Source organism: Streptomyces sp. NPDC007971 (assembly GCF_042958635.1).
In the GTDB taxonomy this organism is placed as follows: Bacteria; Actinomycetota; Actinomycetes; order Streptomycetales; family Streptomycetaceae; genus Streptomyces.
Genome location: NZ_JBIBJK010000009.1, coordinates 1 through 15270 on the forward strand (window position 1 = coordinate 1; position 15270 = coordinate 15270).

The 15270-nt window shown below is 72.3% G+C and carries 13 protein-coding genes and 2 pseudogenes; 9 read left to right on the forward strand and 6 right to left on the reverse strand.

The features are described from left to right. Together ACFZCP_RS19850 and ACFZCP_RS19855 are read left to right on the forward strand one after the other, a co-directional pair. Nucleotides 1-152 (forward strand): annotated as a pseudogene (locus tag ACFZCP_RS19850) (IS110 family transposase); the annotation flags it as partial. Between the two features lie 22 nt (nucleotides 153-174). Then, nucleotides 175-489: pseudogene (locus ACFZCP_RS19855) on the forward strand (SDR family oxidoreductase); the annotation flags it as partial. Nucleotides 490-606: 117 nt separating this feature from the next. Here the strand turns inward: ACFZCP_RS19855 and ACFZCP_RS19860 are convergent. Next, the gene (locus tag ACFZCP_RS19860; protein ID WP_391428333.1) at nucleotides 607-1410 is read right to left on the reverse strand and encodes an SDR family NAD(P)-dependent oxidoreductase; all 804 of its coding nucleotides are present in this window, start codon (nucleotides 1408-1410) and stop codon (nucleotides 607-609) included. Between the two features lie 83 nt (nucleotides 1411-1493). On the opposite strand from ACFZCP_RS19860, the gene ACFZCP_RS19865 reads away from it, so the two are divergent. Continuing rightward, complete coding sequence (locus ACFZCP_RS19865; protein ID WP_391428334.1) at nucleotides 1494-2078, forward strand: TetR family transcriptional regulator; 585 nt, start codon at nucleotides 1494-1496, stop codon at nucleotides 2076-2078. A 137-nt stretch (nucleotides 2079-2215) separates the two neighbouring features. On the opposite strand, the gene ACFZCP_RS19870 is transcribed toward ACFZCP_RS19865, so the two are convergent. Further along, entirely contained in the window at nucleotides 2216-3112 is an 897-nt protein-coding gene (locus ACFZCP_RS19870) for a LysR substrate-binding domain-containing protein (protein ID WP_391428335.1), read from the reverse strand. Nucleotides 3113-3182: 70 nt separating this feature from the next. Here ACFZCP_RS19870 and ACFZCP_RS19875 point away from each other — a divergent pair, with 70 nt between their 5' ends. Continuing rightward, nucleotides 3183-3818: a maleylpyruvate isomerase family mycothiol-dependent enzyme gene (locus tag ACFZCP_RS19875; RefSeq protein ID WP_391428336.1), complete on the forward strand. Its 636-nt coding sequence runs from the start codon at nucleotides 3183-3185 to the stop codon at nucleotides 3816-3818. A 117-nt stretch (nucleotides 3819-3935) separates the two neighbouring features. Beyond that, nucleotides 3936-4631 (forward strand): L,D-transpeptidase family protein, encoded by a 696-nt coding sequence (locus ACFZCP_RS19880; RefSeq protein ID WP_391428337.1) that lies wholly within the window; start codon nucleotides 3936-3938, stop codon nucleotides 4629-4631. Nucleotides 4632-4721: 90 nt separating this feature from the next. Here the strand turns inward: ACFZCP_RS19880 and ACFZCP_RS19885 are convergent, their stop codons facing one another. Beyond that, nucleotides 4722-5924 carry a Gfo/Idh/MocA family oxidoreductase gene (locus ACFZCP_RS19885; protein WP_391428338.1) on the reverse strand — a complete coding sequence of 401 codons (1203 nt, stop codon included), beginning with the start codon at nucleotides 5922-5924 and terminating at the stop codon, nucleotides 4722-4724. A 138-nt stretch (nucleotides 5925-6062) separates the two neighbouring features. On the opposite strand from ACFZCP_RS19885, the gene ACFZCP_RS19890 reads away from it, so the two are divergent. Further along, nucleotides 6063-7211, forward strand: coding sequence for an ROK family protein (locus ACFZCP_RS19890; RefSeq protein WP_391428339.1), 1149 nt, complete (start codon nucleotides 6063-6065; stop codon nucleotides 7209-7211). Nucleotides 7212-7310: 99 nt separating this feature from the next. Beyond that, complete coding sequence (locus ACFZCP_RS19895) at nucleotides 7311-7496, forward strand: hypothetical protein (protein ID WP_391428340.1); 186 nt, start codon at nucleotides 7311-7313, stop codon at nucleotides 7494-7496. A 155-nt stretch (nucleotides 7497-7651) separates the two neighbouring features. On the opposite strand, the gene ACFZCP_RS19900 is transcribed toward ACFZCP_RS19895, so the two are convergent. Both ACFZCP_RS19900 and ACFZCP_RS19905 read right to left on the reverse strand, forming a co-directional pair. After that, the gene (locus ACFZCP_RS19900; protein ID WP_391428341.1) at nucleotides 7652-9040 is read right to left on the reverse strand and encodes an alpha-lytic protease prodomain-containing protein; all 1389 of its coding nucleotides are present in this window, start codon (nucleotides 9038-9040) and stop codon (nucleotides 7652-7654) included. Nucleotides 9041-9193: 153 nt separating this feature from the next. Next, on the reverse strand, nucleotides 9194-10024 hold the full coding sequence (locus ACFZCP_RS19905) for an SAM-dependent methyltransferase (protein ID WP_391428342.1): 831 nt from the start codon (nucleotides 10022-10024) through the stop codon (nucleotides 9194-9196). Between the two features lie 413 nt (nucleotides 10025-10437). On the opposite strand from ACFZCP_RS19905, the gene ACFZCP_RS19910 reads away from it, so the two are divergent. Together ACFZCP_RS19910 and ACFZCP_RS19915 are read left to right on the forward strand one after the other, a co-directional pair. Beyond that, complete coding sequence (locus ACFZCP_RS19910) at nucleotides 10438-11616, forward strand: aminotransferase class I/II-fold pyridoxal phosphate-dependent enzyme (protein WP_391428343.1); 1179 nt, start codon at nucleotides 10438-10440, stop codon at nucleotides 11614-11616. Nucleotides 11617-11675: 59 nt separating this feature from the next. After that, a complete protein-coding gene (locus tag ACFZCP_RS19915) occupies nucleotides 11676-12062 on the forward strand; it encodes a PPOX class F420-dependent oxidoreductase (RefSeq protein WP_391428344.1) in 387 nt (128 codons plus the stop codon). 358 nt (nucleotides 12063-12420) lie between these two features. Here the strand turns inward: ACFZCP_RS19915 and ACFZCP_RS19920 are convergent, their stop codons facing one another. Next, complete coding sequence (locus ACFZCP_RS19920; protein ID WP_391428345.1) at nucleotides 12421-15183, reverse strand: hypothetical protein; 2763 nt, start codon at nucleotides 15181-15183, stop codon at nucleotides 12421-12423. Nucleotides 15184-15270: the final 87 nt, after the last annotated feature.

The window sequence follows — 15270 nt, forward strand, 5'->3', positions numbered from 1 at the left end:
GGCGACGACGCGACGACCACGGAGACTGGCACGCAGCCGCCCAGCGCAACCTCTTCAACCGCATGCTCGGCCAGCTCTACCACTGCCTCCAGAACTGCAAGCTGTTCGACGAAGACACGGCCTTCCCAACCGCTCTCGCCGAAGCCGCTTGACATGTTGAGTGCCTGAGGTGTCTACAGTGCCGCCAAGGCCGGCCTCGGCTCGCTCGCCCGGACCCTCGCCGGGCACGCCGCCGCCCGTGGCGTGCGGGTCAACCTCGTCGCCCCCGGAACGGTCCGCACCTCCGCCTGGGAGGGGCGCGACGACGAACTCGACGCCGTCCGCGCCCTCTACCCGCTCGGCCGGGTCGGCGAGCCCGAGGACATCGCGGCGGCGGTCGCCTTCCTCGCCTCCCGGGACGCCGCCTGGATCACCGGCACCACCCTGGTGGTCGACGGCGGACTCACGGCCGTGCACACCGGGTTCCGTACGGCGCTCGGCAAGAGCTGACCGTCGGCCCGAGGCCGCCGCCAGGACGGCCTGCCTCACGCCCCGTCGTCATGCCGCCCGCGTCATGCCGCCCGCGTCATGCCGCCTTCGTCATGCCTCCTGCGTGAGGCCGGCTCCTCATGCCGCCTCGGCGGTGAGCCGGCCGATGGCCCGGATGACCTGCCGCCGGGTGGCCAGGCGGCGGGCGAGAAAGGCCATCAGCCGGTTCATGCGCCCTGCGATGACGCTGGGCGGCGGGTTCCTGCGGTCCAGGGCGGCCAGCGCCGTCCGGACCACATCGTCGGGCGTGGCGAGCTTTGTCCCGCCGGCGGCCTGGGCGGTGCCGACGACGTCGAAGAACTCGGTCCGGGTGGCGCCGGGGGACAGGGCGAGCACCCGCAGGCCGGTGCCGCGCGACTCCTCCCACAGCGCCTCGGTGAGGCTCAGCACGAACGCCTTGGTCGCCCCGTAGAGCGCCATGCGCGGGTTGGGCTGGTAGGCGGCCATGCTCGCCACGTTGACCAGGACGCCGCGCCCCTCCGCGCGCAGTTGCCCGATGAAGGCGCGGCTGATGTCGGCCACTGCGGTCACGTCGACGGCGATCTCCCGGCGCAGCCGATCCGGATCCGCTGCGTGGAAGGAGCCGAAGGTGGCGAATCCGGCGTTGTTGATCACGCTGGTGACGTGCAGGCCGAGCAGGTCCAGCCGCGCCGCCAGCGCCTGCCCGGGGTTGTCCGTGGCCAGATCCATCGCCACGACGTGGACCTGGATCCCATGGCGTGTGCGCAACTCGGCGGCCAGCTCCTCCAGGCGCTCCTTGCGGCGAGCGACCAGTACCAGGTCGGAGCCGCGGGCGGCGAGCCGGCGGGCGAACTCGGCGCCGAGGCCCGCGCTGGCGCCGGTGATCAGTGTGGTCTGTCCGTGGTAGTCGACGGGCGGCATGGTCGTTCCTTCTTTCAGTCGCTGCCTTTCTGGCAGTTAATGCCAAGTAGGCGGTCGCTGTCCAGTGAGGTAGCCTGACGTCCATGACGACCTTGTGGGACCGTTCGCGACAGGTGGCCGTCCAGGCGATCCTGGACACGGCGGTTCGCCTGTTCGCGGAGCAGGGTTACGAGCAGACGACGATCGCGCAGATCGCGCGGGAGGCGGGGATCTCGCAGCGCTCCCTGTTCCGCTACTTCGGTACCAAGGAGGACCTGGTCTGCGGCGACCAGGAGGCACTGGGTGAGCTGCTGAAGCGGACCGTCGAGCAGCAGCCGGCCGAGGTGTCAGCCTGGGACGCCCTGCGCGCCGGATTCGAGGTCGTCCTGACCGCCCACCACCCCCCGGAGCGGGTGCTGGAGCTGTCCCGTCTCATCTTCGACACCCCCTCTCTGCACGCCCGCTACATCGAGAAGCGCCTGCGCTGGCAGCGCGACCTCGTTCCCGTCGTCCGGACGCGGCTGGGCACCGATCCCGGCCCGGCTCTCGACGTGCGTGCCAAGGCGGTCGTCGCGACGGTCTTCGCCTGCGTCGACACGGCGAGCGAGCTCTGGGCCGCACACGAGGGACGACTCGACCTGGCAGACCTCTACGACGAGTGCCTCGCGGCGGTGCGCGGCCAGGGCTGAGACGCGTACGACGACGCGTACGACGCGTGCCTTGCGGCGGTGCGCGGCCAGGGCTGAGACGCGCGTCCCTGTGCTGCGCGGCCGTTCGTCACGCCGGTCCGCGGGTCACCCTGCGCGCCGTCCGCCGGCTCTGCGGCTCACCCCGCCATCGCCGAGCGCAGGCACCCCAGCAGCTGTCGTGCGGCCGGACCCATGGGACCGTCCGTACGCCAGGCCAGCGCCACACGGCCGCGTGCCCGGGGGTCGGCGATCCGCAGCGTGCGCAGTCCGGGTGCCGTCCGCGGGCGCGGCACCACCGCGACACCGAGACCGTTGGCCGCGAGCCGGGCCAGGGCACCCGGGGTGGCCGCCTCGAAGGCGATGTCCGGCCGGAAGCCGGCCTCGGCGCACAGCCGGTCCAGTACGGTGCGCACTCCGGTCCCGCGGGGCAGGCTGATCAGGCGGTGTCCGCACAGTGCGGACACGGGGACGGCCGTGGCGTCCTCGTGCCCGGCCGGCAGGGGATGCTCCGGGACGGCGGCCACGACCAGCGGCTCGTCGACGACGATCAGCAGGTCCACACCCGGCGGGGGCTCCTCCTGTGCGACGCCGATCACCGAGAGGTCCAGCTCCCCGGCGCGCAGCGCGGCCAGCATCCGGTCCGAGGTGTCCTCGGTGAGCGTGACCTCCACGTGCGGATGTGCCGCGTGGAATGCGGCCAGCATCCCGGCCAGGTCGAAGGCGTGGGTGAGGGTGCCCGGGAGGAGCCCGACAGCGACCCGGCCGCGCAGCAGACCCGTGAACTCCTGCACCGTCTGCCGCACTCCGTCGACGGCGGCCAGCGCGGCCCGGGCGAACGGCAGCACCGCCTCGCCCACCTCCGTCGGCCGCACCCTGCGGCCCGTACGGTCCAGCAGCGGCTGCCCCAGCTCCCGCTCCAGCTGCCGTATCTGCGCGCTCAGGCCCGGCTGTGCCAGATGCAGCAGCTCGGCGGCCCGGGTGAAACCGGCCTCGTCCACGACCGTCACGAAATACCGCAGCTGCCTCAACTCCATAACCGATCATGCTAGTTCCGAGACGTGCCGGCTCTTGGACTTGTCGGCCTCCGGTGCAGACCCTTGAGTCATGGGGAAAGCAGCAGACACCGTCACCGCAGGAGCCGTCGCCGCCGAACGCCGGGAGCTGGCCGACCTGTTCGGCACCCTGACGCCCGGGCAGTGGGAGGCGCCCAGCCTGTGCGCGGGCTGGCGGGTGCGGGAGGTCGTCGCACACATGTCGATGGGGTTCCGGTATCCGACCGTGAAGGTCCTCGGGGAACTGGTGAGGGCGCGCGGCAGCCTGAACCGCATGACCGACCGGCTCGCCCGCCGGGACGCGGCCGCCCACCCGGACACCGAACTCGCCGCCTTCCTGCGCACCCACGCCCACCACCCCTGGAAGCCCCCGGTCGGCGGACTCGCGGCCGCGCTCGGCCACGACGTCGTCCACGGCCTGGACGTCACGGTCGCCCTCGGCCTGGAACGGAAGGTTTCCGAGGACCGGGTACGGATCGTCCTCGACGCGATCGACCCGCGCGCTTTCCGCCTTTTCGGCACCGACCTCAGGGGCGTGCGGCTGTGCGCCGACGACCTCGACTGGTCCTTCGGTACCGGCACCCCGCTGCACGGGTCCGCCCAGGACCTGCTGCTGGTCGCCTACGGCCGCAGGCTCCCCGCCGGCCGGCTGCGCGGCGACGAAGTTCACCGTTTCGTCACAGCCTGACCGGAAGTACAACCGTCGGATCCGGAGGCGGGTCTAGTAGGCGGAAACCGCGGGCATCGCGAAAGGGAGCACCTGGGCAGGGCCCGGGACGCAAGGGGAGAAGGGGAAGAGGACGACATGGGGGACATACGCAGACGAGGTGTCATCGCGCTCGGCGTCACCGGGCTGGTGGCGCCGCTCACGCTCGCCTTCACCGCGGCGCCGGCCCAGGCCGCGAGCTGCACCACACAGGCGGGGCCGTACCAGAAGCAGGTGGAGAAGTTCCTCGGCCGCCCGGTCGACGGCAAGCAGTCCTCCGCCGACTGCCGGGCCGTCCAGGCCTTCCAGAACAAGCACGGCATCACGCCCGCCATCGGCTACGCCGGCCCCGTGACCTGGGGCGTGATGGACCTGATGAACAAGCAGAAGGCCGTCGGGAACAATCCCAACAAGGACGGCAAGTGCCCGGTGAACAAGGGCCGTATCGCCTGCGTGAACCTCACGCTCCAGCTGAGCTGGATCCAGGACGGCAAGAAGCTCGTCCACGGTCCCGTGCCTGTGCGTACCGGCCGCAAGGGCTATGTGACCCGCACCGGTCTGAAGAAGGTCTACTGGCGGGACATCGACCACGTCTCCACCCTCTACAACGTGCCGATGCCCTACAGCCAGTTCTTCGACGGCGGACAGGCCTTCCACTCGGTGAACCTCAGCATGTGGAACCCGCCGGGCTCCCACGGCTGCGTCAACATGACCACGACGGACGCCAAGAAGTACTGGTCGCTGCTGCGGACGGGCGACGACGTCTTCGTGTACGGCCGCAAGCCGGGCACCTGAGCCGAACCTGGCACCTGAGCCGAGCGGGGCACCTGGTTTCAGCCGGGTGCCCGGTCCGAGCCGGGCGCCCGGCCCCCGGTCTTTCGGGGCTCAGTTCTCCGGAGCGTCCCCGAAGTCGGGGATCTCCAGCCGGACCCCGCCCTGCCGTGCGGACTCGTGCGCGAGGATGCCCGGCAGGGTGTAACGGGCGGCGACCCATGCGTTCACCGGCGGCAGGGTCCGCGTGGTGACCGCGGTCACGAAGTCGTCCACCAGGAAGTGATGGCTGCCCTCGTGCCCGTTGTGCAGCGCGTCGAACTCCCGCGGCAGCCGCGAGCGGTCGTGCACCGGCGCCGAACCCGACGTGAAGGCGGCCCGCAGCTCCGGCGCGACGTGCCGCAGCGACGGATCGTCGGGGGAGAGGGTCGGCCTGGGCTCCAGCAGTTGGCTGATGTCCTTCACCCCGTTCTTGTCCTGCCACAGGGCCACCGTCGCCAGTTGCTCCATGCTGGCCTCCGTGCCGAAGAACCGGAACCGGGACTCGCGGATGTGCGAGGGGTAGCCGACCCGCCGGAACTCGTTCGTACGGAACGACCCGCCGCCCGCCGCTTCGAACAGCGCCGTCGCGTTGGAGATGTCGTTGTCGAACCGGCTGACCGAACGGTCGAAGACGCCGTCGTCACGGTCGTCGCGCACCCCGATCGCCGACACGCTCACCGCATGGGTCCGCCAGGCCCCGAGCACCCCGCCCACGGAATGCGTCGGGTACAGCAGCGGGGGATAGCTGGCGGTCGCCTTCCAGTTCTCGCCGCCGCTGTACCGGTAGGCGTCGTAGAAGCCGAGATCCATGTCGTGGACGTAGTCGCCCTCGGCGTAGAACAGCCGGCCGAAGGCACCCTCGGCGATCCGGTTGCGGGCGTGCACCGTCGCCGGGTTGTACTGGCTGGTCTCGCCCATCATGTACGTCAGCCCGGTCGCCCGGACCGCGTCGATGATCGCGGCGATCTCCTGGGCGGTGACCGCCATCGGGACCGCCGAGTACACGTGCTTGCCCGCGTTCAGCCCCTGCAGAACCAGTGGGCCGTGGGTCCAGCGCTGGGTGAAGACCGCGACCGCGTCGATCGCCGGTGACTCCAGCATGGCCTCGTACGAGGGGAACGTACCCGCCAGCCCCTGGGCGGCGGCGAGCCGCTCGGCCCGTTCGGGCAGCAGATCGGTGACGTGGACGTCGCCGACACCGGGATGGGCCCGGAACAGCGCGGCGAACTGACCGGAGAACTGTCCGGCGCCGATGATGCCGAGGGAAAAGGTCATGCAGTTTACTTTTGCTTCAGAAGAATTGGATCGTCAAGGGGGCGATCTGCTTCCGTCTGATCGTCCCAGTGTGGGCCATGGCCCCGATAGAGTGCGGCGGTTACTTCTCTCTCGGAAGAAATGGAAGGGCTGTCCCGCATGAGTAGTTGGCTGCCGCTGAGCCCGGGTGAGCGCTTCGTGGCGATCGAGGTCCTCGTGCACGGACCGCTGTCCCGCACCGAGCTGGCCCGCCGGCTGGACCTCTCGCAGGGCAGCCTGACCCGGCTCACCAAGCCGCTGATCGAGTCCGGCCTGCTCGTCGAGGTGCCGGAGGCGGCGACCCCGCCAAAGGCGCGCCAGGGCCGGCCGTCGCAGCCGCTCGACGTGGTCGCCGCCTCCCGTTCCTTCCTCGGCTTCAAGATCACTGCCGATGCGGTGTACGGCGTCGTCACCACCCTGCGCAGCGAGGTCGTCGCCCGCCTCGACCGGCCGCTCGCCGACCGTGATCCCGCACGCGTCGCCGACCTGCTGGCGGAGATGACCGCCGAACTCGCCGGCGGCCGGCCCGCCGCCGCGGGCATCGGCATCGGTGTGGGCGGACTGGTGCAGGAGCGCGCGGTGGTCGGCGAGTCTCCCTTCCTGCAGTGGCGGGACGTTCCGCTCGCCGAGCTGGTCCGGGAGCGCACCGGCCTGCCGGTGGCCGTGGAGAACGACGTCGCCGCCCTGGTCGAGGCGGAGACCTGGTTCGGCGCCGGACGCGGCCTCGACCGCTTCGTCGTCCTGACCATCGGGGCCGGCATCGGTTACGGGCTGGTCCTCGGGGGCACGCGGGTGCCCTGTGCCGAGGAGAACCGCGGCTTCGGCCGGCACTGGATCATCGACCCCCACGGCCCCCTCACCCCGGACGGCGAGCGCGGCAGTGCCGTGTCCCTGCTCACCATCCCGAGCATCCGCTACCAGATGCGCGCCGCCTCGGGCCGGGACGCCGCCTACGAGGAGATCCTCGCCGGTGCCGCCGAGGGCGAACCCATGGCCTTCAGGGTGATCGACGAGGCTGCCCGGGCCCTCGGCACCCTGGTCGCGCAGATCGCCAACTTCGCGATGCCGCAGAAGATCCTGCTCGCCGGGGAGGGCGTCGGCCTCATGGATGTGGCGGGGGACACGGTCCGCGCGGCCATCCGTGCCCACCGGCACCCGCTGGCCGCTCCCGTGGACCTGGAAACCAAGGTCGCCGACTTCCACGACTGGGCGCGTGGCGCAGCGGTGTTGGCCATCCAGGTCCTTGTGCTCGGCGCGTCGGCGGCATGAACTCCCGCTGCCGCTCGACTCATTGACGTGATGAGTAACACGGTCCGAAATGTCCGTATCCGGTGTGCTTGCTCACAGCGTCTTCACGTCGATCGGCATATGCTTCACAGCATGTCCACCACTGTTGAAGCCGTCTCCGAGCGATCGGCCGCGGAGGTCAACGAGGAGATCAGGGCCCTGTGGCTCCGGTCGGGCGGGACACTGACCACCGAGCAGCGCGCGGAGTACCAGCGCCTCGTGTTGGAGTGGGCCGCCGCGGCCCCGCAGTCCCGCCGGGCGGCCTGAAAGACCGGCCGGCCTCTGGGCCGACGGTCACCCGCCGCACCGTCCGGGCCACCCGTGAGCGCATGGGGGCCCTTCTCGCAGCACCTCCGCCGATGTCCTCCGAGGACCCGCCGATGCCGAGGGCCCTCGCCGATGCCGAGGGCCCCGTCGTTCCGTCAGCCCCACGTCGCCGAGTAGTACCGCTGGTACGCCCTGCGATCCTGCTCGGAGCGGATGTACCGGGTCGCGACGAGCGCGATCAGACTGCCCGCGATGACCAGCAGACCGGGACCGACGGTCCGGGTGTCCGTGAGCTGCGCCAGCAGGGTCTGCCCCTGTGTGGTGCCCGTCACGGGCGCCGAGGAGCCCGGCGAGGCCGCGCTCGGCGCGGCGGCCGCACCCTGCGCGGCCGCGGCCGACGGCGCGGGGGAGGGCGGTGCACTCTGGGATCCGCCCGCGTTCTGCGCCGCCACGAGCAGCCGGACGTTCAGCGCGGCCAGCGCCTTGGTCAGCGGCTGGAAGAACGTCGTTCCGCCCGTCTTGCAGTCACCGCTGCCGCCCGAGGTGACGCCCAGCGCGATGCCGTCGGAGAACAGGGGGCCGCCGCTGTCGCCCGGTTCGGCGCACACGGTGGTCTGGATGAGCCCGGTGACCGTGCCCTCGGGGTAGTTGACGGTGGCGTTCAGGCCGGTGACCTGGCCGTCGTGCAGCCCGCTGGTACTGCCGCTGCGGAACACCCGCTGGCCCACTGTGGGATCGGCCACCCCGGTGATCCTGACGCCCTTGCCGCCGCCGATCGCGACCACGTCGGCACCGTCACCGGCCTTGCCCGAGTTGTACTGGACGAGCGAGAAGTCGTTCCCGGGGAAGGTGCTGCTGACCGTCTTGCCCAACTGCTGGTCACCCTGGTTGTCGGCGAACCAGATGGACCCGGCGGGCCCGCAGTGGCCGGCGGTCAGGATGAAGTCGCTCTGCCCGTTGGTGACGTTGTAGCCCGCCGAGCAACGGCCGCCCGTCGACAGGATCGGCTGCGCCCCGTTCAGCCGCGTGGTGAAGGTGCCCTTCGTGCGTTCCATGTGCACGAAGCTGCCGATCCCCGTGGCGACTTGGGTCATCCGGGACCAGTCGGCGGCCGACACCGTGGAGTCGGCCTGCACCACGACCCGGTTGGTCCGGTAGTCCACCGCCCATGCGGTGCCCGCCACGCGGGGGGCCGAACGCAGTGTGGCCGTGGCCGACTTGAGCTCGTTCATGCTGTGCGGGACGACCTTCGCCTCGGCCCCCGCCCGGCGCACCGTCTGTGCCGCCCCCGAGTCGGTCACCGCCACGACCGGCCGACCGTCGCTGCCGGTCCAGCTGCCCGCCGTCCGCGCCGTGCCGAGCTTCGCCACCAGCGCCGCGCCGCCGTCACCGGCCGTGTGGGCCGTACTGAACGGCTTGACGGACGCCGGGGGAGGCTCACTCGCCATGGCCGCCTGTGCGACCATCGCGCCTCCCAGAAGGAGTCCGCCGACCGCCGCCAGTCGTGTCACTCGCCTCACGACTCGTCGTCGTGCGTGCCTCATGCGTGGCTCCCGAACCCGAACGTGCGATGCCCCTGCCGGCACCGCGGGGCCCTTTGGTCGTCGAGGGCCCACGCCTGAGTACGTGGCCCGCCCCGGCGGCGTTCAGCGACGGCGGCGATCTTCTCGGCCCGCCTGTGCCCCGGCGCCGCGCGCTCAGCTCTTGCGCGCCACCCCGCCGAACATGGCGACCTCCTCCGGCTCGCCCCCCTCGGTGTTCTCCGGGCGCCAGCGCGAGCAGGACACCACGCCCGGCTCCAGCAGCTCCAGACCGTCGAAGAACCGGGCCACGTCCCCGGGCGTGCGCTGGGTCAGCTTCGGGGTGCCGTGCTCGTTCCAGAACGCGACGGCCTCGTCCACGTCCGGCATCGACGGGCTGGTGATGGTGTGCGACAGCACCAGGTGACTGCCGGCCGGCAGCCGGTCCGTCAGCCGCCGCACCAGGCTGTACGGGTCCTCCTCGTCGCCGATGAAGATGACCACGCCGAGCAGGATCAGCGCCACCGGCCGGCTGAAGTCCAGGGTCTTCTGAGCGTGTTCGAGGATCGCGTCGACGTTGCGCAGATCCTCGTCCAGGTAGTCGGTGCGGCCCTCGGGCGTACTGGTGAGCAGGGCGCGCGCGTGCGCGAGGACGAGCGGGTCGTTGTCGACGTACACGATCCGGGCGTCCGGAGCGATGCGCTGGGCCACCTCGTGCGTGTTGTCCGCGGTGGGCAGCCCGGTGCCGATGTCCAGGAACTGGCGGATGCCGAGCTCGCCGACCAGATGGCGCACGGCCCGGCCCAGGAACAGCCGGTCGGCACGCGCGTACTCCCCGATGCCCGGGTGGAGCGCGCGGATCTGGTCGCCGGCCGCGCGGTCGACCTCGTAGTTGTCCTTGCCGCCGAGCCAGTAGTTCCAGATCCGGGCCGTGTGCGGCTGGCTGGTGTTGATGCGGGCGCGCAGCGACACGGCCACGTCGTTGGTGGCTGCCGGGTTGTCGGTCACGTGGGTTCAGCTCCTGGATGCCTGAGAAGAAGTGCACCATTCAAGACGCAATCTAGACCGCCGAGTTGGCCGGCGACCGTCCGGGGTTTTCCACGTCCTCCCGAGCCGCGGCCCGCCACGGGAGCCGGCCGTCCGCGCCCGGGGCGTCCCACCGCGAGCGCACCGGCCGCACCCCGGCTGCACCCGTCTTCCCGCCTCCGGGGTTCTCCCCGTCCGCCCCGGCTCGTCGCGGACCGCGTCGGGGCCCGGCCCCCGCGTCCGGGGCCGGCCCTGCTTCCAGGAGACGGACGCGGTGTTTCACCTCCTGGGCGGCCCCCAGGCAGCCGCCTCCAGCCCCGGCCGCCGCACTCCTTTGCGCGTCCGACCGGTTCGCCCCGTTTTCGCTCGCACCGCAGCGGCCTATCTTGAGCCCCATGACCCGCATCCCGCACGGCACACCCGGTGAACCCGATCCGCTGCGCGCTCTCGGCCTGGAGCAGCTGCGACGTCGTACGAGCATGAAATGGCGCGCCTACCCCGAGGACGTGCTGCCCCTGTGGGTGGCCGAGATGGACGTGCCGCTCGCCGAGCCGGTGCTCCGTGCCGTTACCGACGCGCTTGCTCTCGGCGACACGGGCTACCCCGCGGGCACCGCCTACGCCGAAGCCCTGGCCGGGTTCGCCGCCAAGCGGTGGAACTGGGACGGAATCGCCGTGGAGCGCACCGCGATCGTCCCGGACGTGATGCTCGGCGTGGTCGAGATGCTCAGACTGGTCACCGGACCCGGCGATCCGGTGATCGTCAACTCGCCGGTGTACCCGCCGTTCTACCAGTTCGTCACCCACATGGACCGACGCGTGGTGGAGGCCCCGCTGGGCAGCGGTCTGCGCCTCGACCTCGAACTGCTGGCGGACACCTTCCGGCAGGTCACGGCCGCCGGCGGCCGGGCCGCCTACCTGCTGTGCAGCCCGCACAACCCCACTGGCACCGTGCACACCGCCGCAGAACTGGCCGCCGTCGCCGACCTGGCAGAGCGCTACGGCGTCCGGGTCGTCGCCGACGAGATCCACGCCCCGCTCGTCGTCCCCGGTGTCACCTTCGTGCCCTATCTGAGCGTGCCCGGCGCCGCGCGCGGCCTGTCGCTGATGTCCGCGTCCAAGGGCTGGAACCTGGCCGGGCTCAAGGCCGCGCTCGCTCTCGCCGGTCCCGCGGCCGGCGCCGATCTGGCCCGGCTGCCCGAGGAGGTGAGCCACGGCCCCAGCCACATCGGCGTCATCGCCCACACGGCCGCCCTGATCGAGGGCACCGGCTGGCTCGACGCCCTGCTGGCCGGTCTCGACGCCAACCGGCGCCTGCTCACCGCCCTGCTCGCCGAGCGGCTGCCCGCGATCCGCCCCTGTCCCGCCGAGGCCACCTATCTGGCCTGGCTCGACTGCCGTGCCCTCGGCCTCGGGGAGGACCCCGCAGAGGCGTTCCTGGAGCGCGGCCGGGTCGCCCTCAGCTCGGGCCTGCCCTTCGGTACCGGCGGCGCAGGTCATGTTCGTCTCAACCTCGCGACCTCCCCGGAGATCCTCACGGAGGCGGTGCGGCGCATGGCGACGGCGCTGGCCTGAGCGCAGGCCGCGCCCCGCCCGCGGTGCCCGGGAACGGGGCGGCCTCCTACACTGCCGGGATGGACGACACGCGGCCGGCCCGGCTCGGCGAGGGCAAGTACCTGCTGGTCACCAGCTACCGCAAGGACGGCACCCCCGTCGACACCCCGGTCTGGGTGGTCCGGGACGGGGACGGCCTCGGGGTCTGGACGGCCGCCGACAGCTGGAAGGTCAAGCGGATCCGCCGCCGCGCCGACGTTCTCGTCGGGCCCTGCGACCTGCGCGGCCGTCCCACCGGCGACCAGGTCCCGGCCACCGCCGAGATCGCCGACGCGGCCACCACTGCCCGCTACCGCACCCTGATCGCCCGGAAGTACGGCATCACCGGCCGCCTCACTCTGCTGGGCAGCCGGCTGCGGCGTGGGCTGGAGGGCACGGTCGGCATCCGGGTGACCCTGAAACCGTGATCCGGCCGCCTGCGGGGGTCTGATCCGGCCCACCACAAGGCTCTGATACTGCCGGCCGCAGGGCCCCGAGCCGGCCGACGAGGAGGCTTGGAGCCGGCCGATTCCGAGTCCTTCGGCCGGCCGACCCGGACGCTCAGGGCCGACCGACCCGGAGGCCCTCAGTCGACCGACCCGGAGGCTCTCGGCCGGCCGGCCCGGAAGCCCCGAGCCGGCCGGTTTCCGAGGCTCTGAGCCGGCCCGGTTGCACAGGCTCCGAGCCGTTGAGCCCGGAGGTCCTGAGGCGTTGAGCCAGAGGCATCCTGAGCCATCGAGTCGGAGGCACCGAGAAGGCCGTTGCCCCCTCGGTGTCTCGGTGCGGCTACGACGCGTCGAGCACCGTGCCGTTCAACTCCAGCCCGTTCGGCTGCTGTTCGCCGGTCCGCTGGTCGATCTGCCGGAAGCGCACCGACTCGGCGGGCTCCGTCACCCGGTCCTTCACCGTCGGAACGGTGATGTCGACGCTGGTCCTGCCCGCGGGGACGGTCTTCCACAGATAGAGACCGCCGTCCACCCCGGACAGGGGCCGCTGGGGGTCCGGCGAGGTGCCGGTGGCGTCCCGCAGCCAGCGCGCGGACACGTCCTTGGTGGACAGCTCCGGGCCGGTGGGCGCCACCGCGACGAAGGTCGCGGCGATGTCCGAGTCGGCGGCCTCGGACAGCGACACCCGCCACTTCAGGGCCTGCCCCTCGGTGACCCGGTCGGCCACCGGAGTGACCGTCATCTTCGGCGCCGGATCGTCGTTGTGCACCGTGATCCCGCCCTGGTACGAGCCGATGACCGCCCCCCGCACCGCCTTGACGAATATGTCGTTGGACACGTCGTCGCCGTAGCGCGTGTTGCCCTTCACCTGGACGGGGACGTCGATGTCATGGCCGCCGGGATGCACGGTGACCAGGCGGTCCGTGACCCTGCCGGTGGCCGGATCGGGGGCGTACACGCGGACCTGACCGCTGCCGTGCCCCGACACCTGGACCGGAACCCGGTAGGTGCGCACGCCGGAGTCGCCCTCGTCGACGGTCATCCGGCCGACGTCCACCCGTGCCAGTGCGGCCGCCCGCACCGCCGGGAGTCCGGGCTGCCAGCCCCATGCGTCCATCAGCCAGGCCTGTCCCGACCCCGAACGCGGAGTCAGTTCCAGCGACTTGATCCTGTGCAGGTCGAGCCCGCCACGGGTGGCCGCGGTCAGCGGCACCCGGATCTCGCGCGCCCAGTAGGAGGCGGTGCGCTCACTGCCGGGCAGCCCGTCCACCCGGGCCGTGCCGAGGACCGCCCTGCGGCCGGAGGCATCGCTGACCGACACGTCCAGGCGCGTGCCCCGCGAGTTCGGCGGCACGAACAGCCTGAGCGCCAGAGACTTGTCACCGGCCAGCGAGACCGGCTGCTTCACGCGTACCCGTGCCGGGCTGCCGGAGCGGGTCCAGCGCAGCGCGACCGCGTTGCGTCCGGTCTCGTGGTCCGTCTCCCACCGGGCGAAGTGCGGCGAGCTCCCCCTGGCCCCGTCACCGAGGCAGGCCTTGGCCGGGGAGGGGTCCACCGCCGCGCAGAGCCTGCCACCGGCCACCGACACCCCGCTGTCCGGAAGGAACCCGGCATTGCGGCGCCCGCCCACCGCGTGGGTGAGGACCCGCGCCGGGTCCGCCGACGGCGCGCGCTTGCCGGAGCCGTCCAGCAGCGGTCGCACCTCGTCGTCACCGGCGAGGAACAGACGCGCGGCGGCCGCGATGTAGGTCGAACCGGCCCGGTGCTGCTGGTCGGCCGTCAGCCGGGTGGCGGAGTGCTTGCCGCACACCGGGTCGGGGTGCTGCGGATCGTCCCCGAAGTCGTCCTCGGCGGGCGCGGCGGCCTGCCCGGGCGTCCACTCGGAGTTGAAGAAGTTGTGGTTGGCGCCGATGACGTAGACCGCGCTGTGCAGGGCGGCGCCGCGGCTGACCGCGCGGGTGCCGTCGACGTAGACCTCGCCCTGGAGGTCGGAGACGTCACCGTCGCAGCCCGGCAGGATCGTCGCCGACGGGACGTCGGGCACCGGGTTCTGGCCGAAGACGGTGGGGCCGATGAGGACCAGACCGCGGATGTTCCAGCGCACCGGTCCGTGGTAGCCGTCCTGGGCGGCGGGCGGCGGGTAGAGGCTGTCCAGCGCGGCACGGTTCACGCCCTCGCCGCCGCGCGAGTGCCCGACCAGCAGGACGCGCGACAGGTCGGCGCGGGGCGCGTCGCGTACGACGGCCGGTGCCGTCGCGGGGTGCGCGGCCCACTCGGCCCACCGGGCCAGGTGCAGCCGGACCAGCGACGAACGTGCCTGGGCGCCGCCGTCCTGGACGTCTCCGTCCTGGCCGTTGATGCCGTTCGCGGAGATCGAGACGGTCACATAGCCCTGCGAGGCCAGCAGCTTCTGGTCGCGCAGATAGCCGCGGTGGCTCGGCACCGGCTCGGTGCCCGCCCGGCAGGGCCAGTCACCGTTGATCTCTTGGCCCTTGTAGCACGTGTAGTGGCGGCCGTGCAGGAACAGCGCGAGCGGGCGCGGGCCACGGGCGCCGGTGGGAGCGACGACCACCGCGCGCATCTCCACCGGGGCGGCGAAGCCCGGCAGCCGGACCGACTTGAGGCTGTACTCACCCGTCCTGGTGCGGTACGAACCCGGTTTGCCCGGGTCCACGCCGGCTGCCGGCAGGGGTGCCGGCGGCCGGACCGGTGATGTGTCCGGGGTGGTCTGCCGGCGGTCCAGCCGCCGTCCCCCGGACCAGACTTCCAGGTCCCGCAGCTTCCCGGCCTCCTGCCCGTCCAGGCCGAGCCGGAAGGTGCGCCCGTCCGTGCCCGGCTGCGGAACTCCCAGGAGCCGCCCGTCCGCACGGAATTCGACGCGAGCGTCACCCATGGGCACCGGTCGCTTCGACCGCCACACCAGCTGCGGCGCGGACGAGCCGCCGGCCACGTTCCACCCGGGTGGCAGCGTCCCGTCGCTGCCACCCGCCAACGCCCTTGGTTGCGAACGTGGTTGACTCTGCGCGGCTGCCACTCCTGGGGATGCCCCCGCCACCGCGAGTAACGCGGCGGCGGCGACCCATATGCGCCGGGCACGGACCACGGCTCCTCCTCGAACCCCGACCTCGGGCGCCACGGCCGTACCCGGGCACCCCTCGCCCCCGGAGGACGGGAGGGGGAGTCTGTGGGT